Below are 23,575 nucleotides of genomic sequence, written 5' to 3' on the forward strand. Positions count from 1 at the left end.
AGTTTCATTTACAACTCCAATTAATAAAAAACCATGGACAATGTAAGTGAACAATAATCAAACGAATGTCAGTCATAGGTAATATTTATTACTAAATATATCAATATCATCGAACAGATCATTGTCATCTGTCGCTAGACTCTTTCATTGAGGAGTATATCAATGTCAATCAAACAGAAGTTGCACCACCTTTTTGTCGAATTGTTCATCGCTCCAAAAGAACAAAAGTCTAGGTCGTATCACGACCTAGCCCCTAAGATTGCCCCGTTAGTGGACGCATTAAATTCGCTTGAAAGCGTCACTACGATTGCTTCTTGCCAAGGGCATGTCAACCGATTGAGTATGCCCTATGTCTACTTCCATAGCTCGACGCAACAAGCGGCACTTATCGCCAAACGGCTAAAAGAATTATGGGAAAAGCACCAATTACATGTGAGATGGAAACTCACTGGGCAATTTTCGACTTCACAAATATTATGCTTTCATTTAAGCGCCGTTTTGTACGACCAATCTTATAGTCAATTCCTACTCTGGAGGTGCTGGCACTACGGTTTGTATCGTCATTACATAGACCAAGATGTCAACGTGCTAGGTCAACAGTTAGGTGAGATACGATGAAAACACGCTCCTTTATGTTGGGTGGACTATTATTGAGTTTAGGTTTGGGTTTATACATGACTGGCTATCGCCTTAATCTCACCCACTCATACCCGCTCGGCTTTTATCAGCTTTCTAAAGCGAGTCAGTATCAACAAGGTGACTTAGTGGTCTTTTGCCCACCTCCAGGTGCGACTATTGAGCAAGCGCTTAAACGCGAATACCTAAAATACGGCACCTGTAAAAGTGGCTCGACTCCGCTTATCAAAAAAATCATGGCCATATCGGGCGACCATCTCTCTTTTGATGGCGTTGTCAGAAAGAATGGAAAACCGCTCGCGCGTTTTCTCGTTCATTCTGCAGATAGCCATCATCGCGCGCTCCCGCAACTCAAGGCATTCACGCTCACCGACGATGAGTTTTTTATGATGTCGGACTACGCGCCCAAAAACAGTTTTGACAGCCGTTACTTTGGCGCCATTCAAAAAAACGCCATTCAAGGTAAGGCTGTCCCCATATTCACTTTCTAAGAGTCATCGCCTCATGATGGATATAGACCAATACTCGCATTGTATCTATCAAGTTCATCCAACCACGATAGAACAAGTCATTAAGAACGAATCCAACTTTCGGCCACTGGCCATTAACGTCAACGCCCTTCCCAATCAAAAGCCACCGCGCATTACCCAGCCTAAGACGAAACAGGAAGCTATCCAGTTGGCCAACTATTACGTATCGCTCGGGCATTCGGTGGATTTGGGGTTGATGCAAATTAACTCAAAGAACCTGGCTCCGTTTGGGGTCAGCATTGCCGACATGTTCACTCCCTGTAAGAACATTCATGTCGGCTCCAGCATTTTGTATCAGGGTTATCAGCGCGCCCTCAAAATCAATTCAACGCCGAGCATTGCGCTGCAAATCGCCCTGTCTTACTACAACACTGGCAGTCCGCATCGAGGATTTAGAAATGGGTATGTCAAAAAGTACATGAAAAATGACATACCCAAGCGCGTATTGACTGCGCCATCCGGTATCCCCACACAAGGGCTCTACGATTAAACATTATCAACCAATCCTAACCAGGCGCTCATAAGAGCGCCTTTGTTTTTACAGAGAACACAATGCAATACGTCCTACTACCCACATCCAACGACCAATATTTTCTTGCTGATTGCAAAGAAATCATCGCCATTAAAGAAGGCGTCATTGATGCGCCAGATTTTGATGAATCAAATCTGACCTATCGCCTGATGTATGGCACCTATAAACCTCAACCGCACGCGCACTACAGCGATGAAGAAGTCAGAGTCCACATAACCGAAGCCATTGACCAATGGCTTATTCACATTGATGGCAAGAACGTCATTGATTTGGGGATTGAAGGCATTGTGATTTCAGAAAGCGTCATCAAACGCCAATGCACTGAATTACAGCATCCAAGAGCGACTCAAGATGTTGCGTTCGCCGCCCTAGTCAAAGCACCGGTGTCTTTTGAAATTGACGACAAGCGTTATCAGACTCGCACCGCTTATCTTCGTTGGGATGGCATTGACGCCATCACCACGCTGCTAAATCGAAAAGGTTTATTTGCCTTTACCAGTGAAGACAAGCGATTCACACCAGAAGAGCCGCTAACAAAGAAAAACTGGCGTCTCTACATCGATCACTTACGAATGCTCAAAGAAGCCCGTAGAGCGCAATAGGTAAATAAAACCTTTGGCTTCTTCTCAATCAACACCTTCGAGTAAATGCTCATCCAACCAACGCTTTGATTGTGTTTTTTTAACGACGTTCACACACTTAAATGAGATCAAAATAATGACAAATAAAAACCCCGATTATCCTCACCTTATCGAAACATTAGCCAAACAGGCACACCAAGGTTGCGGTTTAAGCTATGAACTTTTCAGTCGCCGCTTTCAATCTTCCATTGATAACCTCATCGAGCGTCTTCCAGAGGAAGAAAAGGGCTCTGTGATTGCTATTGCTGTTAAGCACGGTTACGAACGTGAGCAACCCGATGAAAATTGCAGGAACGACGACGAACGTTGCTGCTCCCATGGTATTGATATTGACTGCTGCCCAGCGGGGTGCGCGGATTATGACTGAGATGGTAAACCTGCCCGTTCAATTAACGGATGAAGAAGAGCAAGAACTTCAAGCATTCGAAAAACAGCAATATCAAATGACTCTAATCAGCGCTCTAGGACCATCGGGATTTACTGAAACCAACGATGAACTTCATGCCTTTGCAGGCAAAGTGGTAGCAAAAGCAAAAGAAACGTTTCAGCAGAAACCGATACTGTGCCGCTTATGGGGCTTTCGTCATGATGGATATGAAATATTGTCTTGCGATTTGTTCAGTGACGACAATTCACTACGTATGCCGCTCACCATCCCCGCCTGTCATGAACAAAATTTAGAGGATTTAGACGAACCGGTCGTGTACGACATGGTGGAAGCATTGCACTTAGCCAGTCTCATCATTCACGGTTTAGACGCTCATATCAAAACGGGATGTCACAACAATGAAGTTAATGAGCTGCTTCTCGCTCGCCCACTAAAAGGAAACGAAACCAACGGCAAGATCAACTTGTGGAAATCATGATAAAAAGGAAAACCGATGACGTTTTTACCGAACCGTTCTCACCATCTTTTAGAAGCCAAAGGAAATACTTATGAATCGCGATACAGAAAATTTTCAACAAACAGAATCGGAAGAAAAGGAACTCAAATCATTAGAGGAAGTAGGATTTGATTCTAAGCGCGCGACAAAAATCGATAGCCCTATGAACCTAGAACGCCCACACCTGTTTAGTATTGGGCATTCAGATACAGCGATTAAAGACCATTACAATGAAGCAATAATGAATGACTTATATCCACACTTTAAAGATGTTAACAAAATAATAATGAACAACTATAGAGCAGGAAGTGCTGTCACGGAACTACTTCTTCATTACAAAGATGGGCACGTATTCACCCTCACAATATGGGAAGGTGGGTTGGATGTAGCGCCAGTGTCATCCTGTGACATACGGTTATTCCATAAAGAAATATCATTACCTGATATAACGGACACGCTCTTATTTGTGACTTCGCTAGCACGCTATATTGGTTTACAACCATCATTCCCGATTGACGATTCATCAAGCGTGTTAGAGTTTAACTCATAGTAGATAGCAAGCTGACGCAAATGAGTAATTTCCAGCTCTACAACAGTCTGTTTTTTATTGTTCACTCGTTCAGTTCGAGTTGGATTGAGCAAAAATAATTGGAAATATCTGACATTATCCATGCTTAAAATCTCATCAACATAGTGTCCAAACTTCCCCTTATTCATTACATCTTTATTTACGTATATTGAGATTGGTTTGTTGTCACATTTATCAAAGAACTGAAACAAAAAGCCACGCCCATAGCGCTTGACCAAACGACCACCACCATAAATAACACCGTGATATTCGTTAGGAATGCCTTTATTAATATGGGTTATATACCTATGCTGATACACTTCTCCCAAATTAACAATGTTCAGCGTTAATGCCATTTGTTCATCAAAAGAAAGCTTCTTTTTAGTTTCTTGCCATGAGTCAATAAGACGCTGTAGCTGATTAGTTCTCGTATAACGATTCCATCGTCGGTTCGCTGAACTCCCGACATTGCGTGATGAATCATTAGACAGGTTTACGCTTGTAGATTGTTTGGTATCTGAGCTTTCTTTTGAATCACTGGATTCAATCAATGGATCAAAGCTATTGATATAGTCCGACAGCTTTAGCCTAGCTTTACCTCCCTGATGATCATTTCCTGATTTAAGAACACTTTCGTTTTGACCAACATCATCAGTAAATTGAACCCATTCACATGCTGGGTTATGAGGATGTGGCGAACGGTAATGCGCTTCCCTGAACTTCACGCCATCTTCGGCCTTGACGTGGTAATTAACACCGCTAATCAGCACACCACAACTCTGATCGGAACAAGAAAAAGAAAATCGTTTTCTCTTTTCCTGGTCGATAGCAAAATACTCAGCTCTAGCTTCACTAATGGACAGACTACGTCCAAGTTCTTTGCAATATGCAAAAAGTACTTTTGGAGCTTTCATTAATTACACTCGATAAGGGATAAAAAAACATCATAAGCAAATCACCGCATCACGTAAATTTGAAAATAAACGGTATAGGAACATAAATATGAATGATATTTTAAAATCACTATGCCACTACACTAAGCAGCCCACGTCGGGCAAAACCATGTTTAAAAACGCAAGTCTGGCCGTTCAACACTCACCCTACACTTATCCAACTATCCATCATGAGGACTGGAAACCTTCAGGATCAATTTCCAGCCGATTGTGGAGATGTGGATAAGCGTATGAACCGTTAGGTTCAATTCATTGGTCTCTCTGACCGTTCAACATACACCCTGCACTTATCCAACTATCCATCATGAGGAAAACTGGAGACCTTTAGGATTTATCTCCAGCCGATTGTGGATAGATGGGTAAGTGCGTGAGCCGTTAGGCTCAAACATCAACCAAAGGCAACACAAACTATGCAAGACATCATCAAGAAACTCAGCAACCCAAGACAAGCGAAAACGGTGCTCAAACACGCCAGTGTTGAGCAGCTTGAGCGCGTCTTAAATGTCATTACCGAGTTCAAAGAAGAGAAAGAACTGGAAGCTCAAATGCAAGCCGAGCGAGAGCAGCAAGAGCGCCTAGAGCTCGAAGCGCTGCGCGAGCAAATCATTAATAAGGGGCTTAACTTTGACAAGTTGTGTGACCTAATGAAGCCGAAAAAGAAACCTCGTAAGGCAAGCAAAAGCGACACCAACACGCCATCAAACACCTACGTTTATGGTGACAACAAGACGTGGAATGGCGTGGGCGAGGTGCCCGCGGAATTACAAAGTTTGCTCGATGAAGGCTTCGACCTTTCGGACTTTATCGCGCAGCCATAACTTCATTTTTTCACCTTAACACCGCCTCCTCCAAGCTCTCAATGCGCGCTTCACGCGCACCACTCATTGTGCCATTTCAATCCCCTAGGATTGTTAAATAGCGCAATGACGAACACGCAACATGACCATCCTTAAGGATGGGACGTGTTGTCCTTTCGTGAACGTCTCGTGTCAATTTTCCTTTCAAATTTCAATCCCAAAGGATTGTTAAAGAGAAAGGAAAATTCGATGCACGAGGAGTGAGCGCTTAAAAAAGTCCGCAAGCAAAAACGCGAAATGCGTCACCGCCAAAGTGTGGATTCCGGCGTTCCACGCCCCACTTTGGCAAGACAAATTGAGCGAAACAGCGCGGGCTTTTTTTCAATCTTAGCAAACGAAAAGCTCTGCTTTGAGTGCGCCTAGATTGCTAGCCCTAATTTCATTCAATCGCCCGAGCGCCCCCTCTGCGGGGCTTGATTGATAATGAAAAATTAGGGTCGTAGCGTTCAGCGGAGAACCTGAGACAAGGGAGTCCCCGACCGCAGGCTCAGGCGGGGGAGCCGAAACAAAACGCTCAGCGTCCAGCGATTAAAGCGAGACCTCCCCAGAGGTCGATTTTGTTTTGGGGGCTTGCCCCCGAAAACCGTTGAGTAGGCGAGACCAAGCTCGTCTGGTTAGTTGAATAACGCGAATTTGAGCACAGGAGCTTGCCGACTGCCAAATGAGTGTTAATTCACCTTCCAGAGGGGCTTGGTCTCGCGTAGCGAGGCGGTTTTCGGCTTTTAATTAGAAGGATCAGCGCAGGGGCGTCCAGCCCCGAGCATGAACCTTCTAATTCATTGAAAAAGCACCGCTTTTTTAATATTCCCCTTTCAAGGGGAACCCCATCCCTTGGAGCGTTCAGCGTAAAGGATTGGGGCATCCATCGGCGTCCGTTATCGGCGTCACCCTAACGCTGACGTTTTACCACGCGGGCATTCTCAGTTTTTTATCCGGGTTGATCACGCCCACGATCTACTTTGATAAACCGGAAAAAAACGAAAAAGGCTCGGTTCTTCGACGCCTTTTTATCTTTATCGCCGTGCTGCTATTTTGCTTTGGCACGCTCTCCAACTTCACCGTTCCGGCAATGATTAATGCGCTGCAACAACACTACTTCGTTGCACTTTCCGATCTGGTTTATCCCGTTTGGGCGTATCTGTACCTCCCTCTTTTTTTACTCGGGATTAGCATTCATGTTGCGCTGCGACGCGCAATATCGCCCCGCTTAAACAAGCTCAAACAAAAGATGACCAAGAAGACGACCATGGCACGAGATGAACGCACTGACGTGCGCACAGTAAAAGCCTTTCTACCTGAAACCGTTCAATACGATCCTGAAAAATACATTGATCTCAATAAGGGCGTTTTCGTTGGTTTGGATCGCGAACATCAACCGCAATACATTCCATTAGAAGACATCCAAAAGCAGCACGCCGACATCATCGGCACCACAGGTGCCGGTAAAGGGGTTGCGTCAGGATTGATCCTTTATCAGCTCATTCTGGCTAACGAAGGCGTGTTTGTCATGGATCCGAAAAATGACGAATGGGCGCCTCATTTGATGAAGTACGCGTGTGAAAAAGCGGGTAAGCCGTTCTACCTAATTGACCTCAATAAGAAAGCGCCACAACTGGATTTACTGGCTGACGCGACACCGGAACAAATTGAAGAACTGCTTGTTGCCGGATTCAGTTTGGCAGAAAAAGGCGACGTGGCCGACTTCTATCGTATCGACGATAGAAAAGCCGCAAGGGAAGCGCCATTGCAAGCCAGTCACATCGAACGACGATCATTTAAAAACCTGTTAAATACCGTCTATGTTCAAGGCATTGCGGAAACCATTAAAGCGTTTTACGGCAAACTCGAAGAGCTCTCGTTGGTGGAATCGATTAACGCCATTGGGGGGATGCGATTGCAAGATGTGTACGACCAGGGAGGGTGTTGTTACGTCATTGGTTCAATGCGTAACTCAAAAATATTGATCACACAGAAGATGATCCTTATCCGCTTATTTCAACTGGCAGAAACACGCGACCGTGTGGCTGGCAAACCACGCCCAATTGCCATCTTCCTGGATGAATTGAAATACCACATTTCCAAACCGGCAATGGAAGGCTTAGGAGCCGCGCGCGACAAGGGCGTGCATATGTTTCTCGCGCATCAATCGATTGCCGACTTAAAAGATTGTCCGGCCGACCTTAACGGCGATGCTGTGGTTGGCGCCGTGGTGGAAAACACCAAATTCAAATTGGTGTATCGATTACAAGATCCCGACACAGCCAAATGGGTATCGGAAATGTCGGGGACTATTTTGGTGGATGACGAAACCCGTTACGTTGAAGCCAACAAATCGTTATCCGAAGTGGTGGAAGATAAGCGCAACATTCGCATGGCAGAAAGGCAGTATGTCGATACCAACATGTTGTTAAATCTGCCCGCGTTTGTCAGCTACATCTTTACGACAAATGATGTACCTAAGCCGTCACTCATTGCTCCTATTAAAGTTCAAAAACAACACCTCGTCACGTTCGATGAAACGCAGCAAACCATTCCTGATGAACCCGAAGAACTGACACAAGAAAGTGAAGAGCCAATGGGTGAATCTCTCGTTCATGAGGATGAGCATAGCGACTCCGAAGGATCACCAACACCACAAGGATCGGACATGAACAACGACTTTAATGAACTCGATCTCGATACGTTTAAACCCGCAGGCGATGAACCAAAAACAACACCACAACGGAACACCGAAGAAGAAGCCGCTGAACTGGAGGCTCTCTCACAACAAATTGATGGATTCAACGAGTGATACTCAAAATCAAACTGGAGATATGATCCAATGGAATTACAAAGTAAACGACTTTGCGCCCTATGGGACCATAACAAGTACACCCTCAGAAGTACCCCTGTGAAAAAGCCCATTGACGGGCTTTTTATTTTTAATAGCCTGTTTTCCGTGGAAGCGTTCGCCTCCAGGCCGGAGCAAAACCTCACCACGAAGTTGTCCAAACTCACCGCCGAAAAACTGTTGAAAAAAGTACGCGCGCTACGTAACGACATCAACCGACAGCATCGCCAGCTGATGACAGAGATGGGCGACATTACGCTGAATGCGCCACGAGAGATAACCGCGCAAGTGATGAATGTGGAACAGCGTTGCTTTACACCAGGCAGCATCATGCTAATGAAAGTCTTCACGGCCAGCGACAGCTACTTCACCACACTCAACAAAGCCAAACTCAATGGCGAGTTGACCGAGAAGGAGATGCAAGCGCATCGAACAACGGTCATAAAACAAATCACTCAATGCCTTTTTGAGCTCAACAAAACGTGTCTCTCTTTTCATAAAGTGCGCAAGCAAGCAGAGGCGGCCACATGAGTCAACTGATTACTTCAAAAGAAGCCCGATATAAAAAAAACCATGAAAAAATGGCAACCGTGATCCAGTTTCTAAAACAAGAAGTCTATTCCGACATGCCTAATCTAATGCTATTACTGTCCTATAAAGACAGAGCTCCATTAGATCGTTTATTGAACAAACTTATCAGTCTTGAATATATTCAAAAGCATGTGTTTGAATTTCAAACTGGCAAGATTTCGATTTGGGGGATCACCGATTTAGGGCTGACGCAAAACATTCAGGACATCAACGAAGACTTTCGGGCGTTCGATCCCTACCGCGTGAAATTCGGTACGCTGGAGCACAAGCTTATGAACCAAAAAGCGCAAATCTATTTGCAGCGTAATGGCTGGACGGACTGGCGTAACGCCGACCAATATTCGTTTCGAAAGCAATATGACGTCGAGCACCGACCGGACGCCATCATCACGGCGCCCAACGGATTTACCATCGCGATTGAAACCGAGCGTACCCTCAAAACGGTGTCTCGTTATCGCGCCATTCTTAAGAGTCACGTCTTAGCGCAAAAGAAAAACTACTGGAGCGCGGTGTTCTATGTGGTACCCAATGACGACATTCGCCAGCTCTTAATCAAGCGGTTTGATCGCGTCGAATACATCCCGTTTGACGAATCCAAACATCCTTTCGAGCACTACCGTTCGAAACTCGTGCGCGTGTTCACGCTCGACGAACTGAAAACCCTCACCATTCAATAATTCATGACTTATGACTTATGACGACGCATCGATGCTCGGCATCGAGACGTCGTCACATCTGGAGAAATCATTATGCGCGTATTTATTGCAGAAAAACCCTCATTAGCCGCGGCGATCTTTAAAGGCTTAGGCGGCAATCCCGACACAGAGAAAAAAGACGGCTATTACCAACATGGCCAAGACGTCGTGACCTGGTGCTTAGGTCATTTACTGGCGTTGTGCGATCCCGAAGATTACAACATCGAACATAAGAAATGGGCCCTGTCTTATCTGCCGCTCACGACGGTGTACCCACCGCGCATGAAGCCGCGTAAAGGGGCGGAGAAACAACTTAAAGTGGTACTGAACTGGATAGGTAAAGCCGACAGCATCGTCCACGCGGGCGATCCCGATCCCGAAGGTTGTCTTTTGGTGGACGAAGTGCTGACTTACGCACAAAACACCAAGCCCGTGCAACGTGTCTTGATTGCCGATTTGAACGATAAACCGGTGAAAGCAGCGCTGGCCAACTTGCAGCCAAATGAACACTTCCAACCACTCACCCAAAAGGCGCTCGCCCGCGCCGTTGCCGATCAAAGCTTTGGCTATAACCTCACCCGAGCCTACACGCTCAAAGCCCGAGAGAAAGGCTTTGATGAAGTGCTCAACATTGGACGAGTGCTCACCGCCATGATTGGCATGATCAACGAGCGAACCTTAGCGAACCTCAATCACCAAAAGAGCTTTTATTATGAGCTATTTGGTCATTTCGAATTGGGTGGCCATATCATCAAAGGCAAACTCATGCCTGGTGAAGAGTTTGAACTCGATGACAAAGGGCGCATGATTTCTTCTCTGGAGGTCGCGGCGACCAAAGAGGCCGATACCGGCGCCAAGGCCAACATCAGCGATATTGAGCAGAAAACCGAAACTCGCCAACCGCCCATGCCATTTAACTTATCGAAGCTGCAAATTGAAGCGTCGAAACGATGGGGATACAAACCCAAAGAAGTGCTTGATGCGCTGCAAAGTTTGTATGAGAAACACAAATTGCTCACCTACCCACGCAGTGACAACCAATACTTGTCCGATGCGCACCTGGAGAACCGTGACAGCATCTTATCGGCGATCAAAGGGACACTGTCACATTTAAGCGAGGCAATAGACCAAGCGGCGCCGACATCGAACCATAAATCGTTCAATGCCAGCAAAATTGAAGCGCACCATGCTATCGTGCCAACCGAGAAAAGCGGCGCGGGCATCGAGCTAAACGAACGTGAACGCAACTTGTATGAGTTGGTGGCCAAACGCTTTATTGCGCTGTTCTACCCTGGATCCGTACGTGACAAAGTCGCGCTCGATGTAACTTGCACCGGTCGCTGCTACCGCGCCACCCAAACCACCCTCAATAAGCAAGGCTGGGAAGTACTGTTTAAAGGTGAACATCAAGACGAACCCAACCAAAACGCGCTGGATTTGGCCAGTTTAACCAAGGGCACCGAAGGGACATGTACTCAAGTGGACATGGAGCAGCGCGAAACCAAACCGCCAAAATATTTTGATGATGCCAGCTTGCTTAAAGCCATGACACAGGCCGCTAAGTTCATTAAAGATCCCGAACTGCGTAAAACGCTGGAAGCGAAGGACAAAGACACCGCGGGCGAAAACGGATCGATTGGCACCGAAGCCACGCGAAGCGGTCACATCGAGAAGGTAGGCAAGCTGACGCACCTAGTGAGTTTAGGTAAGGAGAAAGGCTATAAGAATCCGGTGTACAAAACCACCGAGGCGGGACAAGAGTTCTGCGCCCTCCTCCCTGATGAGATTGTACGGCCAGACATTTCCGCGATTTGGGAAGGCAGTCTCGATAAAATTTCGAAGAAACAACTCAATATCGAATCCTTCTTGCATGACGTGAACCAGTATATTAATAGCCAGGTAGAGCACGTTAAAACGCAGGGTGTGCCGTTCGTCAAACGCCATGGGATCACTTGCCCAACCTGTCAGCAAGGCACCCTCATTAAGCGTCCAGGCAAGCATGGTCCCTTTCACGCCTGTAACCGCTACCCTGATTGCAAAACGACGTTCCCTGATGATAATGGCCAGCCAAACTTAAATCCCAAACCACGTCAGAACGCTAAGCCCAGTACGGAGGAATTTTGCAAGCAGTGCGGCAATCCGTTGGTTCGCCGACCAGGGAAAAAAGAAGGATCATTTTGGTGGGGATGCAGCGGTTTTCCTAAGTGTAAAGTACGCTTTTTTGACCAAGACGGTAAACCGGATCGAGATCGCGGAGAGCTTTAAGCATCCACCTTCTCCTGCCATGTTCACATGATAGGATGATGAAAAAATAGGCGCCCTCAACTTGACGGCGCCTATGATGGACAGCTCAACGTATTTTGACTTTTGGTGGCATTATTGAGCGATTGACGTTGTTAGTTTTTAAACTATACGACATAAAGACTAGCAGGCTTCATTCATCTCAGCAGAATCAATCTGTTATCTGTCTCGCAAAGCAGCGAACAGAAACCGCGCCGAAAAAAGAGACGCCCTCCAACAAAGTGACAAAGATGTCATACATTAGCAGGCGTCTCTCACACAAAACTAACAAAGCAAGGACTCTTTAACGTTATTTTCAAATCGTTAGGTGGTTTCTAAATCTCTGTGTAAGCACCTGACTGACACAACATCCAAGAGTTGTGTTCTGGATAAATTCAACTCTTGGCCTCATCCATCACCCTGGATGAGACGCACTATCTGATTAATTAAAGTTGCATTTGAAACACCTCACCTTCCTCATAGGGTGAGGTTTTTTTTGCGTGTTACACTACTCACGCGAATGAAGCGATACAACATAGGAATAAACATTCATGCCAACCTATCAAGTCACCTATTTAGATACGAAGCAAACCCTCATCGACAGTGAAGCCATCTTTATGAAAAACTTAGTCACGGCCAAACGTTCGGCAGAACATCACGCGCCAAGTCATGCCGAACAAATCATCATCCAGGATTTGATGGACAACGTATTAAGCCGCCTAATTGTCAACGAAGGATGGACGGATACGCCATCCAATTAAGTTCCCTCTCCCACACCAACGGCCATATCATGCAAACGAACAATGACCCTTGGGTTTGTCTTGAAGATGATGAGGATGATTACGTCATCGATCATTTTGAACTCAGAGCACCAGGACGCAAACCACTCATACTCAAACAGCCTTCTTTTTCGAAGTTGATGTTTGTTACTCAGCAATACCTTCACACTTCAAAAAACACCACGAAAGAAATATTAATAAAGGCGATCCTCAATACGGCAGAGCCATTCACCGCTGAAGAGCATTGCCGCCTCGTCACCGCATTAGAACATCACCTAAGCGGCAATAACGAAAAAGCCCGATAACATAAACATGTTATCGGGCCATTTGATGTGATTACAAACAACGAACTGGAATACGAAGCCAGTTAACCAAAGGGTTGTTGTTCGATGATAAACGCATCAGGAAACAACCAGTGATACATTGACTTGAGCCTCTAGAGCTTCATCGATAAATAGATTCATGAGAGCCCCCTCTTAAATTAGTCGTTTAAAAAACGGCTAATTCTGCTGGCCATTCAGAGAACTGGCAAAGCACAGCGGGAAACCCCGCAAATAATTAATAAAACCCTGAGAACAAAGATAAGTCTCACAAGACTTATCTTGACGGTTCATGGATTAATAAGACTGAACGCCCTGTTTAACCCCTTCCCAAATCTCCGACCAAACATCAATAGAACGGCCACAATCAAAGCAGCTCATCACAACTTGGCCATCACGGCCAATCAAGACATGACTGTTTGTTGGAGTATGACAACGAGAACAAGCATGAAATCCTGCAAAGCAGAATCCCGTCTTATCGAGTAGAGCAAAATTCAAGACCAAGGCTTCTTCATGAAGCGCGGTTTTGGTTTCAATCCACTCATTATTCACCCCGCACCACATGTATAATCGGCCATCACCATCAAGTGACAGATAACACTTGCGTGTCAAATGATAATGGGTAGTGACCTCAGACGGCGCATTCTCTCGGATTTGTAGAATATTGATGATCGCGTCAAGCTTTGACATAAGACCTCTCCTAGAACAATAAATAAAACAGAAGAAGCCCCACAGGACTTCTCCTGTGGTTAGTGCAAAGCGTAAACGCTTTAGTTGGTTGGTGTTATGCCACGATTAATCGATGACACGAGCAATGTTATCCCACTCAGAATGTTCTCTGGCGTATTCCATGAGACGCACCTGGTGGTAACTGAAATTTTCCATTTCGGCAAAGTCGCCTTTTTCAAACGCAACGATCGCACAAAAACTCAATGCGATAAGCCAAATACACATCCCTGCCGCTTCTTGCGAAAACGAACCCAACGAGTAGTTGTGAGGGTTATCGAGTGTGACTTGCGTATTCATAACTGGATAAGCGAACTTACCCCCGTTATCTAACGTCACAAATTCCCAATAGGCCCCGTGGTACTCTTTCAGAAATTCCTTTGAAAAACGATAGATCGAGTTTTCAAGGAAAACGAACTGTTGGGTAATGGATGGATAAAAATTCAGACGTTCCTGCTCAGGAACTATTGAAGCAGTAATCATGATGATCACCTTTGAATTGATGGATTGACAACAAGCGAGGCTATCAATCATAATCTTGGGCTACAGCACCACTCGATTATGAATGGTTGCCTTCGCCAAGATTTACAACGTCTTATGCGCTGTGCGGTCATTATATCGGAGTAAAAAAAAGCCCGTCAACTTAATGATGGGCTTTTTTATTGAGCAGACCAGAAAGAGAGCCACCGGTATCAAAAGCGGTCCCTCCTTTTTCAAGATGCTCCTGGTAACGTCGCTGTGCATGAATTTTATTGATGAGAACCTGCTGACGTTCTTCTGGATGACGACGAGGAAAACGGCTTGCCGTTTCATAGACCAATGCAAATCTGAAGTCTTCATTTTTGCTCATCCAATAGATGTCCGCCATATACTCATCGTAGGACGCATATACGGCGCTTTGGAACGCCGATTTAAATGCGTCGCTCTCCTGTCCATCATCATACATAAACTCACCGGTCTTCGTGGCCATAATGCGTTTCGTCATACATCCTCCAGATAGCAAAAACCCGATAACATGTTGATGTTATCGGGCTATTTAATGCAATAAAAGAGTTTATGCTGCTTTTAATTGGCTTTCATCTTCAACGTATTCTTTTAAATAAGTAAACGCTTTTGATGCCTGACTTGCCGCCTTAAAAATGAATCGTTTATCATTTTTTAAAACTTGAAGCCAATTCGCAATGTAAGATTCGTGTTGAACGTCGCCGACAATACCAAAGTCCGCCATTAAGAATGCCGATCCAAGCTCTGCAACAAGCTCTTCAAACGCATAATCCTTATCACCGAATTGACGCCCCTTGGTACGCGCTAGCCGAGATTTGTGTCCCGTCCAGTGTGTCAGTTCGTGCATAACGGTCGCATAAAGATCTGCGATTGACTCAAAGCGCTCACGGTCTGGGATAACAATTTCATCCGTGGATGGGCGAAAAAACGCCTTTTGTCCAACGTAATTGATGGTTGCCCCCGTTGCTTTAAAGAAATCCTCCACATCTTCTCTCAAATCAAGTTCCCCTCTCAGCACCGTTTTTGGCTCTGGTTTGGTGATACCCTCAATCTGATCAAGGTTGAACACCACAAAGGTTTTCAACATCGGGATCGTTTCTTTTTCTTCCTTACCATTCGCAATCGTCTCTTTTTCCAAAGACTTGTAAAAAGTAATATGCGTCCCCTTCTCACCTTTAATGACATTCCCTCCAAGCTCTAATGCTTGCTTGAAAGTCAGCCATTGATTCGAGCTGAAATGATTCATTTGAGCACTCATCCAAAGCAACATCACATTCATTCCTGAATATCGGTTACCTGTCGAAAAGTTTTCAGGGAGACCGTCGGACTGGGTGACATCCCAAGGGCAAACCCAAGGTTTCACTCCGGCCTCTAACGCTTCAATAATTTGATTGGTCACCTCTTGATGAAAATCGCGTGGTGCTTTCTTAATGGTTCGCTTCGTTGATTTCGTCATGATTTTTCTCACTATTAGAGAAAAACTACCCCCATACGGGAGTAATTTCCCGTATGGTTGGACGTTTCAGTCAAGCGCTAAGAGCGTTTAACTGAACAAACGATTTGATTAGTGCCGATTTAGCGACGTCGCAAAGTCCACGTGGCTATGTCGGCATTTTAAAGAGATTGGTGCGTAAAAGCTCTCATAGTAGAGAGCCATTTACATCGACTTGTTACATGAATAAGGAAAGGATCTGCTCTTTAAAGAAAAGCGTCACAGACAAGGAAACGATTAGCCATTGTAAGCGATCTAACTTACTTTCCAGCTTCTCAAAACGCTTATTTGTGTCCGACTTAAATTCTCGAACGGATTCTTTCAGATTATCGACTGATTCCTGAGTCGCATAATGGTGCTCAAACTGCTTCATATGAAGCAAAGCATCAACTAATTTTTCAGCAGGTATCTGTACGGTTTCCATCTCATTATCCAATGATAGTCTCCTTTTACTATTAAGGAGAAACGCCCATAGGGACGTTTCCCTATGGGGTTGAATTGATTAATGAACCAGTGAATCTGGTTGTCGCTATCGAGATAGCCCACCACATACGATATGCAGCGTAAAACAGTATTACAAATGTTTACGCCTTAATCAATGAGGAGATCTTCCCAACAAAATTGAACGAAGTGATGCTAAGTGATAAGTTCCCTTCAATTAACCACACAAAAACAAAGGAAAAGTAATGAGTAACGTTTTTGACCTTATATACGAGGGGCTTCAGGTTCTTGCAGAAGAAGCGTGCAACAGCGAAACGAGTACAGAATTGAGTCGAGAGGCATTTTTGCCTCTTGCAGTTCTTAGCGAGGTTATAAAGCCAAGAAGTACATCTTTAAGTGACGGTGATCTGGCAGCGCGCTCAATCAACCTTGTTGGCGTAAGTTGTAAAGTAATGAATTCTCATCAAAAGAACTTCAAAGAAACAGATCTCTATCACTTGTGTAAGACGTTCATTACCAGTCTTTGTGACGAAATGGATATCGATTTATTTCATAAAACGTACTGGCTATCTCGTATTGATGAATCATTACCAGTGGAGTAATTCACTCATAATACGAAAGTAAAAGCTCATCCTTATGACAGGCTTTTACTTTCTACCCACTTTGGCATTAATTACGTCATAAACTTTTCGAACCGTATTGATAGCTCGCCCCGTTTCTGCGCTCGCTTTCCTAAGTGACAATCCGTTGTGGTATGCTCGAATAACATCGGGATAGTCATTCAACAACGTCTCGCTCTCCTTGGTCGGCCTACCTAAATGCCGAGAGTGAATGAACTGAGCTCGCCGCTGACCACTTTTAACCTTCTCATGATGCCGACGATAACTAACAGAGTATTCGTGGCCATCAACTCGGCGCTTTCCTAAATTACGAAGCTCTTGATTGAATAAATGAGCGTTAACACTCAAGGCATCACTGTATTCCGTGAGTGAACCAAATTTGTGCTGATAGGCTTGAAGTCTCGCTAACACTCGTTTTTCTAGGCTTCCGAAGTGCGGATAGAAGCCAATGACTTTAATATCATGAACGCAACCAAACTTAGCCAGGTCGTGACCAATTTCAGGCATTCGTTCTTCCAGACGGCGAGTCGTCATACCCACTTTGTACAGTGGGTAACAAACCCCTTCCAGCTCCAAGTGAATGCGCAATACATACAAATGTTGCTGTAAGATTGTCGCAAGACGTAGTCGGAAAAATTTGGAGGTTTGAGTGCCATGAACCTGATCATAAGCAAGCAACTGTTTGTCTTTCGCGGCAAACAAGGTTTCTTGTAATTCAGCATAATCCGCCATTGATAAATGACGGCCTCCTTTTGAGTTCAAGGTGATCAATTGCCGAGCTGCCACGGACAATGTAGGACGTTCATCCTTTGTCTTTTGCTCAACTAAGCCCGATATTACCAACTCGTCAAACGTAACCTGTTGTTTTCTCGAAAGCCATGTTCGGCTAAAAGAATGCCAGCGACTTAACTTTTCCAGCATGGTCATTTCAGCTTTAGAGACACCGGTAACCACATCAAACAGCGGTAAACCGGTCATTTGTAGTGTCACCTTCGCATCAGCACAAGTCTGACCGTCATGAGCAAAGTGGTGTTCTTTCAATCGACCTTTCTTGGCAATTAAACCTTGTTGGCAAAACGGGCAGCGCAATAAGGTTCGACCAGCTTGAACCTCATGAATGCCAATCAATTCACCATTATCATTAAGACCGTGACTTAAAAACATGCCCCACCTGTATCATGAAAGTATCTTTTATTTAAGGGTGACTTTACATCAGGAAAGTTCAACATACTTTTTTGATACACTTTACTTCTGCTGGTACTGCATCAATTGGCCTTCGAGTTTCGCACTCACTTTCTGAGCTTCATTTAAGGAAGCAACCGTTTATCGGAAAAAAGCCCTAACCTTTGGTTGGGGCTTTTTACTATTAGTTAAATTATATTTTCTATATGTATGCTAATAAATCGAGACAAGCAAAGGGATCTTCTCAAATAAACACAGTAACACCGTTACCGTAGTTACCCGTCCACACTCCAATGCCTTTCGGATTTCCGAGAACTTTGAATCACTCGCCGTTCCACACTAAACAGCCACACGTACGACTATCAGCTATTGGTCATAGTTATACCTAGTCTCAGAAACTCCCTTATGTGTGAGAACCAAGGTTACGTGCCCTTGAGAAGTTCAGGGAACAAAAAAATGCTTCTAAGCATAATTCCTCCCTACAAGGTAAGTTTCGGTACAAATATTAGCCAAGCATAAACATTACGTCAAAAAATCAGCTATTTATTTTATTTAGATATCGTTGGGACTTTTTAGTAACCGTAGACTAGCCCAATCCGCAGACTGGATAACGAGAAGACGGTCATCACGATCAATAAAGCCACGTAAATGATCACGTAAATCACTGGCTGTAGTATTGCTATGCTTCAGACACCAAACAGACTCCAGTACGCGGACCGCTCCAAAGTCTTCAAGCTCGGTATACAAGCGTTTGTAATCCCTATTCGCAACAAGATCATACGAAATAAAAAAAGTAGTCATCTATGTTCCCCTTACTCTGTAAAAAACTAGTTTTATAATACGTCAACTAGCTTAACCGACCCTGCGTCAAATTTCCTCCTATAACCTTCCTTTCGACATAGTAGAAATATCGCTCACAATCATATAGGTATGACTTAGCGCTAAACATTTAACTCAAAGGTAAAAAGTGATCATTTTGGTAATTAGAGGGTGATATCGAGACGGAATGAAAACGCATCACAAGCGTTTAACATTTGGCAAAAAACTGTAATTAACTTTCAGGAAGGATTAGATAGAAATCAGGAGAGGAAAGAGTGACTTTTGCCATGTTTTTGCGCAGGAAGCATCCAAGCTAACAAAAGCCACCCTAAATTTAGCTATTGAACATAATAGGCATAATCACCACCAGAAAATGCCCTCCACTATAGACAAGCGCACCGACACCACCACAAAAAGTCTAGTACCCTAAAAATGATAACGCTTAGGTGATCTAAATTTAAGCTAAATTTGACCCATTATTAATTTGCACGTATATTAACCATCAAGTGATGGTTCTCCTCACTAATATTGGCAATGAAAGAAAACCTCGAAAAATGGGTAAGGACAAACGTTACATGCGTACAGAGACAGTAAGCTTTTTGAAAAAACACGCTGCTGATCTTCCTTTAGATGATGCTATGACCATCACACAAAACGGCAAGCCGATTTATGTTGTGGAGTCATATGAAGAGCGCCAAAGACGCGATCAGGCTATTGCTTTGATGAAGCTGGTCAGTTTTGGACGTGAAGATATGACTGCTGGACGAACAACCAGCTCAGACAAATTTAAGGAGAGATTGGCGGCTCGAAAATCCAAATAAGAGGGACTTAATGAGCACCAATATTGTATACACCGAAGCATTTGAAAATATGACAGACGACCAAATCAACTACCTATCACTCTGGAGTGAAGAGGATGTTGTGGTCGAGAGGATTGAAACCCTTGTAGAGAAATTTGAGAGTAACATTACTGATAATCCAGAAATGCACCCTCCTTGCCACGAGTTAACAACTCTTGGCGTATACAATATTCGCCAATTCAGCTTTGATGGTTTCAAGTTGCTCTATGAATATCATGAGCACATTGACACCGTCGCAGCTCTCGCGTTGGTACGGGATAAGCAAAACCTACAATCGATGTTGGTCGATTACTGCTTAATCCACAAATAACGTTCAGAAAACAAAAGGCCGCTCGATAGCTGTCTCTTATACACAAATCCCCAAGCTTGTAGCTTGGGGATTTTTTTTGAACTCTTTCAAGTGTGTGTGATCTGATCACTTAGTAATCCTTACTGAAACACTAAGATGACACACTCAGACGCTAAACTTTGGGCACAAGAACAATTTGGACAAGCACAACTTAAAGACCCTCGAAGAACACAACGCCTCATCAGTTTAGCGACTTCTATTGCTAATCAACCAGGAGTCTCCGTGGCTAAACTTCCTTTTTCTCCCGCCGATATGGAAGGTGCATATCGCTTTATCCGCAATGATAACATCGATGCAAAAGACATCGCTGAAGCAGGTTTTCAATCAACGGTATCTCGAGCTAACGAGCATAAGGAATTACTCGCGCTTGAAGATACAACAACGCTCAGCTTTCCGCATCGAAGTATCAAAGAAGAACTCGGGCATACTAATCAAGGCGATAGAACTCGAGCTCTCCACGTACATTCGACGTTACTTTTTGCACCACAAAACCAAACCATTGTTGGTCTGATAGAGCAGCAGCGATGGAGCCGAGATATTACCAAGCGTGGGCAAAAGCACCAACACGCGACTCGCCCTTATAAGGAGAAAGAGAGTTACAAATGGGAGCAAGCTTCTCGTCGTGTCGTTGAACGCCTAGGGGATAAAATGTTAGATGTTATCTCGGTCTGTGACCGAGAAGCAGACCTCTTCGAATACTTAACTTATAAGCGTCAACATCAGCAGCGTTTTGTCGTTCGCTCAATGCAAAGTCGTTGTCTAGAAGAGCATGCTCAAAAGCTTTACGACTATGCGCAAGCGTTACCAAGCGTCAAGACAAAAGCGCTTACCATCCCCCAAAAAGGAGGAAGAAAAGCGAGAGATGTAAAGCTTGATGTTAAATATGGTCAGGTGACATTAAAGGCTCCGGCAAACAAAAAAGAGCATGCAGGCATACCTGTTTATTATGTTGGTTGTCTTGAGCAAGGGACATCAAAAGACAAGTTAGCATGGCACCTCTTGACGTCGGAGCCAATAAACAACGTTGAAGACGCCATGAGAATTATCGGTTATTACGAGCGTCGATGGCTGATTGAAGATTTCCATAAAGTCTGGAAAAGTGAAGGGACAGATGTGGAATCACTCAGGCTACAAAGTAAAGATAACTTAGAGAGATTAAGTGTCATCTATGCTTTTGTTGCTACGCGTTTATTGGCGTTACGCTTCATTAAAGAAGTTGATGAGCTAACGAAAGAAAGTTGTGAAAAGGTATTGGGCCAAAAAGCTTGGAAGCTACTGTGGTTGAAACTAGAAAGTAAGACGTTACCTAAAGAAGTGCCCGATATGGGCTGGGCGTACAAAAATCTCGCTAAATTAGGCGGTTGGAAAGATACCAAGAGGACGGGGAGAGCTTCAATAAAGGTGCTTTGGGAAGGATGGTTTAAATTACAAACCATCCTTGAAGGCTACGAACTCGCAATGTCTCTTGATCACTAGACTTGTGATCAAGAGACAGGCTCGATAGCGGCTTTTTTATGTCCAAAATTCTATCTTCAGAAAAATTTGCAAACGTCGAATACACTTATTACGTTTAATAAAAAAATAATGAACAAAAACTTTCATTTCATTGGAGCTCTCCTGACTGCACTACTGCTAGCTGGTTGCTCAACAACGTACAACATCAGCGGAGACGTAAAACTCGAAGTTCACGGGGATCTTATAACAACTGAACGCGACACATTTGAAGTTTTGAATGACGTTAAGTTAGGATTATAAGTTCAGGCAGAGACATAGAGCCCTCTAGAGAGATCTATGTATTACATATGTAATACAGCTTAATTAATTCTTTACCATCAATATCGTCTTCAAAACCTTGTAACGCAACAACAATTAAGTGTTTATCGCAGTGCTCACCCCTTAACAGGGCGTTAGGCAAAAATGAGTTTTTCTAGAATAAAAGCAGTATGTGTAGAAGATTCGGTGGAAACAGAAGATGTGCTAGTTGTTGACTTATTTGTAAATACTGATAGTTCCGCACGTCCGATGGAGAGTTTTGGTTACACGATTGATGGCGGAGACAAGTGGCCTATTTATATTATACCCAAAGATAAAGAAGGGTTACTTCATTGGGGAGCAGGTGAAGGGAACGCTACATCAACAGTGAACTTGTTTCAAAGAAAGATTCAAATAGGTGAGTACATCACTCGTACTGATACTGATCGTAGCGGAACATCAGAGTGTACCTACAGAATTACTGAGGTTTTCGATTGGAGTCAACTTCGATAATTTGCCTAACAAAGCATTTAAGCATGATTCTGCTCGTATGGCTCTTTTACTATGCGTTGATTTTAGTGATTAAGCTACCGGCTTTGGCATCGGCTTATTGCGAAGAAGGTTGTGGCAAATGACCCAAAAATCCACTTTCTTTGGCCTACTTGGTCGCACATCTAACGGATATGCACTTTCAACATGGAAGCGCATCTTACCACGCTCTTTCCAAGCGCGATAAACAACTTGGTAGTTAACGTCATTACCTTCATCGTCTTTCAACATACAACTGCAGTAACGCGTGTAACCTCCGTGATAGCAGAACTGATCTGGTAACGTCTCGATAATTTGTGGTAAGTGGCGGGATAGCATATATCGAGTCTCATCGAAAACACGCAAGTCCGGTTGATATGGATACAGCTGTTCTTTTGCCACTACTTCGCCGTCGCGAATACTTCGAGTGAACGTATGATGCGATAAAGTAAAGAAGAGGGTGTAGCTCTCGTTACGTTTTGGGTGAGTAAATGTAATTTTAAGAGCATCTAGGTGGGATAAGTCAAATTCCTGCTCATCAACTTTGAACGATTTCCACTGCTGAACAGCACGATCAGGAAGGTTGAATAATTGCTTTTTCGCCATTGATGTCGGTTTTTCCTTACCCCAGAAATAACAAAGGCTCCATCTAGGGAGCCTCGTGAACTTATCATATAAGTTCAATTCAGAACATCATTACCGGACACTGCCTCGACCCTCAAGACTAAAGTAATCAATCAGGTTACGCGATGTCATCATTCAAAAATCAAGCGAGAGCTATTCAGTCTGAACAATGTCTGCTGCATCGTTTGACTAAATATTAGTGCAATAATGATATGCGAGTCAAGATTAGAGTACGTAATTTTTACGTATTTTTCACGTATTTTATCCGTAATTTAGCATAAAGGTCAGCGGGTTAAGTTTACGATTTGAAAGGCGATGAACCTTTTTTTTGGGCACACCTGAAGGAAGAAGGAAATGCCCCACTATATGCACTGTATTCGCTTTGATTTCACGTTTTTTTCTAAATGGTTCTTGTTTTTCCTTGGTGCTATCGTCGATTTGAAGCTAGTGAAATTCGGGGAGGTCTGAGCGTCTTCCTACTAGCTAACTTTCGTATCTCAATGGCGGTAAAGTTTTGCAGCTGCCTGTCTCACTTCAGTGTTCAAAGCCTTTCATATAATTCCTGCTTTCAATATCTTGGGG

27 protein-coding genes are annotated in these 23,575 nt (G+C 44.1%); 18 read left to right on the forward strand and 9 right to left on the reverse strand.

The window, feature by feature from the left end:
• The first annotated feature begins 614 nt into the window (after positions 1 to 614).
• The 6 genes from traF (at position 615) to QTO06_RS21475 (ending at position 3,773) form a co-directional block, all read left to right on the forward strand.
• Positions 615 to 1,127: a conjugative transfer signal peptidase TraF gene (traF, locus tag QTO06_RS21450; RefSeq protein WP_024700489.1), complete on the forward strand. Its 513-nt coding sequence runs from the start codon at positions 615 to 617 to the stop codon at positions 1,125 to 1,127.
• Between the two features lie 13 nt (positions 1,128 to 1,140).
• The gene (locus QTO06_RS21455; protein WP_024700490.1) at positions 1,141 to 1,656 is read left to right on the forward strand and encodes a lytic transglycosylase domain-containing protein; all 516 of its coding nucleotides are present in this window, start codon (positions 1,141 to 1,143) and stop codon (positions 1,654 to 1,656) included.
• Positions 1,657 to 1,718: 62 nt separating this feature from the next.
• Entirely contained in the window at positions 1,719 to 2,300 is a 582-nt protein-coding gene (locus tag QTO06_RS21460; RefSeq protein WP_024700491.1) for a hypothetical protein, read from the forward strand.
• 115 nt (positions 2,301 to 2,415) lie between these two features.
• Positions 2,416 to 2,706, forward strand: a complete 291-nt coding sequence (locus tag QTO06_RS21465) for a hypothetical protein (RefSeq protein WP_023624622.1) — start codon at positions 2,416 to 2,418, stop codon at positions 2,704 to 2,706.
• The gene (locus QTO06_RS21470; RefSeq protein ID WP_024700492.1) at positions 2,699 to 3,205 is read left to right on the forward strand and encodes a hypothetical protein; all 507 of its coding nucleotides are present in this window, start codon (positions 2,699 to 2,701) and stop codon (positions 3,203 to 3,205) included. Before QTO06_RS21465 ends, QTO06_RS21470 begins: the two co-directional genes overlap by 8 nt.
• A 70-nt stretch (positions 3,206 to 3,275) precedes the next feature.
• The gene (locus QTO06_RS21475) at positions 3,276 to 3,773 is read left to right on the forward strand and encodes a hypothetical protein (RefSeq protein ID WP_024700493.1); all 498 of its coding nucleotides are present in this window, start codon (positions 3,276 to 3,278) and stop codon (positions 3,771 to 3,773) included.
• Here the strand turns inward: QTO06_RS21475 and QTO06_RS21480 are convergent.
• Entirely contained in the window at positions 3,707 to 4,705 is a 999-nt protein-coding gene (locus QTO06_RS21480; RefSeq protein WP_024700494.1) for a hypothetical protein, read from the reverse strand. The two genes, QTO06_RS21475 and QTO06_RS21480, sit on opposite strands and share 67 nt — an antisense overlap.
• 449 nt (positions 4,706 to 5,154) lie before the next feature.
• Here QTO06_RS21480 and QTO06_RS21485 point away from each other — a divergent pair, with 449 nt between their 5' ends.
• The 7 genes from QTO06_RS21485 (at position 5,155) to QTO06_RS21515 (ending at position 13,081) form a co-directional block, all read left to right on the forward strand.
• The gene (locus tag QTO06_RS21485; protein WP_024700495.1) at positions 5,155 to 5,562 is read left to right on the forward strand and encodes an H-NS family histone-like protein; all 408 of its coding nucleotides are present in this window, start codon (positions 5,155 to 5,157) and stop codon (positions 5,560 to 5,562) included.
• 892 nt (positions 5,563 to 6,454) lie between these two features.
• Positions 6,455 to 8,392, forward strand: coding sequence for a type IV secretory system conjugative DNA transfer family protein (locus QTO06_RS21490; RefSeq protein ID WP_331409719.1), 1,938 nt, complete (start codon positions 6,455 to 6,457; stop codon positions 8,390 to 8,392).
• A 99-nt stretch (positions 8,393 to 8,491) separates the two neighbouring features.
• Positions 8,492 to 8,962, forward strand: coding sequence for a DUF1845 domain-containing protein (locus tag QTO06_RS21495; RefSeq protein ID WP_237305241.1), 471 nt, complete (start codon positions 8,492 to 8,494; stop codon positions 8,960 to 8,962).
• Positions 8,959 to 9,699, forward strand: coding sequence for a MobC family replication-relaxation protein (mobC, locus tag QTO06_RS21500; protein WP_024700498.1), 741 nt, complete (start codon positions 8,959 to 8,961; stop codon positions 9,697 to 9,699). The genes QTO06_RS21495 and mobC overlap by 4 nt, the downstream gene beginning before the upstream one ends.
• Positions 9,700 to 9,771: 72 nt before the next feature.
• Positions 9,772 to 11,982: a DNA topoisomerase gene (locus QTO06_RS21505; protein WP_024700499.1), complete on the forward strand. Its 2,211-nt coding sequence runs from the start codon at positions 9,772 to 9,774 to the stop codon at positions 11,980 to 11,982.
• 566 nt (positions 11,983 to 12,548) lie between these two features.
• Complete coding sequence (locus QTO06_RS21510; RefSeq protein ID WP_023623303.1) at positions 12,549 to 12,758, forward strand: hypothetical protein; 210 nt, start codon at positions 12,549 to 12,551, stop codon at positions 12,756 to 12,758.
• A 29-nt stretch (positions 12,759 to 12,787) separates the two neighbouring features.
• Positions 12,788 to 13,081: a hypothetical protein gene (locus QTO06_RS21515; RefSeq protein WP_023623304.1), complete on the forward strand. Its 294-nt coding sequence runs from the start codon at positions 12,788 to 12,790 to the stop codon at positions 13,079 to 13,081.
• A gap of 312 nt (positions 13,082 to 13,393) precedes the next feature.
• Here QTO06_RS21515 and QTO06_RS21520 read toward each other — a convergent pair whose 3' ends face one another.
• From QTO06_RS21520 to QTO06_RS21540, 5 genes are all read right to left on the reverse strand, one after another.
• The gene (locus QTO06_RS21520) at positions 13,394 to 13,786 is read right to left on the reverse strand and encodes a hypothetical protein (RefSeq protein WP_024700500.1); all 393 of its coding nucleotides are present in this window, start codon (positions 13,784 to 13,786) and stop codon (positions 13,394 to 13,396) included.
• A 105-nt stretch (positions 13,787 to 13,891) separates the two neighbouring features.
• Positions 13,892 to 14,305: an antirestriction protein gene (locus QTO06_RS21525; protein ID WP_024700501.1), complete on the reverse strand. Its 414-nt coding sequence runs from the start codon at positions 14,303 to 14,305 to the stop codon at positions 13,892 to 13,894.
• Positions 14,306 to 14,465: 160 nt separating this feature from the next.
• Positions 14,466 to 14,807 carry a hypothetical protein gene (locus QTO06_RS21530; RefSeq protein WP_024700502.1) on the reverse strand — a complete coding sequence of 114 codons (342 nt, stop codon included), beginning with the start codon at positions 14,805 to 14,807 and terminating at the stop codon, positions 14,466 to 14,468.
• 69 nt (positions 14,808 to 14,876) lie between these two features.
• On the reverse strand, positions 14,877 to 15,782 hold the full coding sequence (locus QTO06_RS21535) for an ArdC family protein (RefSeq protein WP_024700503.1): 906 nt from the start codon (positions 15,780 to 15,782) through the stop codon (positions 14,877 to 14,879).
• Positions 15,783 to 15,996: 214 nt separating this feature from the next.
• Positions 15,997 to 16,254 carry a hypothetical protein gene (locus QTO06_RS21540; protein WP_017449219.1) on the reverse strand — a complete coding sequence of 86 codons (258 nt, stop codon included), beginning with the start codon at positions 16,252 to 16,254 and terminating at the stop codon, positions 15,997 to 15,999.
• Between the two features lie 250 nt (positions 16,255 to 16,504).
• Here QTO06_RS21540 and QTO06_RS21545 point away from each other — a divergent pair, with 250 nt between their 5' ends.
• Positions 16,505 to 16,861, forward strand: coding sequence for a hypothetical protein (locus QTO06_RS21545; protein ID WP_023623164.1), 357 nt, complete (start codon positions 16,505 to 16,507; stop codon positions 16,859 to 16,861).
• Between the two features lie 45 nt (positions 16,862 to 16,906).
• On the opposite strand, the gene QTO06_RS21550 is transcribed toward QTO06_RS21545, so the two are convergent.
• Both QTO06_RS21550 and QTO06_RS25580 read right to left on the reverse strand, forming a co-directional pair.
• Positions 16,907 to 18,043, reverse strand: a complete 1,137-nt coding sequence (locus QTO06_RS21550) for a competence protein CoiA family protein (protein ID WP_023623165.1) — start codon at positions 18,041 to 18,043, stop codon at positions 16,907 to 16,909.
• A gap of 570 nt (positions 18,044 to 18,613) precedes the next feature.
• Entirely contained in the window at positions 18,614 to 18,862 is a 249-nt protein-coding gene (locus QTO06_RS25580) for a CRISPR-associated endonuclease Cas2 (protein ID WP_023623173.1), read from the reverse strand.
• 593 nt (positions 18,863 to 19,455) lie between these two features.
• Between QTO06_RS25580 and QTO06_RS21555 the strand changes: the two genes are divergently transcribed.
• The 4 genes from QTO06_RS21555 (at position 19,456) to QTO06_RS21570 (ending at position 22,354) form a co-directional block, all read left to right on the forward strand.
• Positions 19,456 to 19,701, forward strand: a complete 246-nt coding sequence (locus QTO06_RS21555) for a prevent-host-death protein (RefSeq protein ID WP_021018379.1) — start codon at positions 19,456 to 19,458, stop codon at positions 19,699 to 19,701.
• Between the two features lie 10 nt (positions 19,702 to 19,711).
• On the forward strand, positions 19,712 to 20,050 hold the full coding sequence (locus tag QTO06_RS21560) for a type II toxin-antitoxin system RelE/ParE family toxin (protein ID WP_024700504.1): 339 nt from the start codon (positions 19,712 to 19,714) through the stop codon (positions 20,048 to 20,050).
• Positions 20,051 to 20,185: 135 nt separating this feature from the next.
• Positions 20,186 to 21,565, forward strand: a complete 1,380-nt coding sequence (locus QTO06_RS21565) for an IS4 family transposase (RefSeq protein WP_024699725.1) — start codon at positions 20,186 to 20,188, stop codon at positions 21,563 to 21,565.
• Positions 21,566 to 22,006: 441 nt separating this feature from the next.
• Complete coding sequence (locus tag QTO06_RS21570) at positions 22,007 to 22,354, forward strand: hypothetical protein (RefSeq protein WP_024699773.1); 348 nt, start codon at positions 22,007 to 22,009, stop codon at positions 22,352 to 22,354.
• Positions 22,355 to 22,423: 69 nt separating this feature from the next.
• Here the strand turns inward: QTO06_RS21570 and QTO06_RS21575 are convergent, their stop codons facing one another.
• Positions 22,424 to 22,975, reverse strand: a complete 552-nt coding sequence (locus QTO06_RS21575; protein ID WP_024699774.1) for a heat-shock protein — start codon at positions 22,973 to 22,975, stop codon at positions 22,424 to 22,426.
• Positions 22,976 to 23,575 lie beyond the last annotated feature (600 nt).

The organism is Vibrio sp. M260121 (assembly GCF_036533715.1).
Classification (GTDB): Bacteria; Pseudomonadota; Gammaproteobacteria; order Enterobacterales; family Vibrionaceae; genus Vibrio.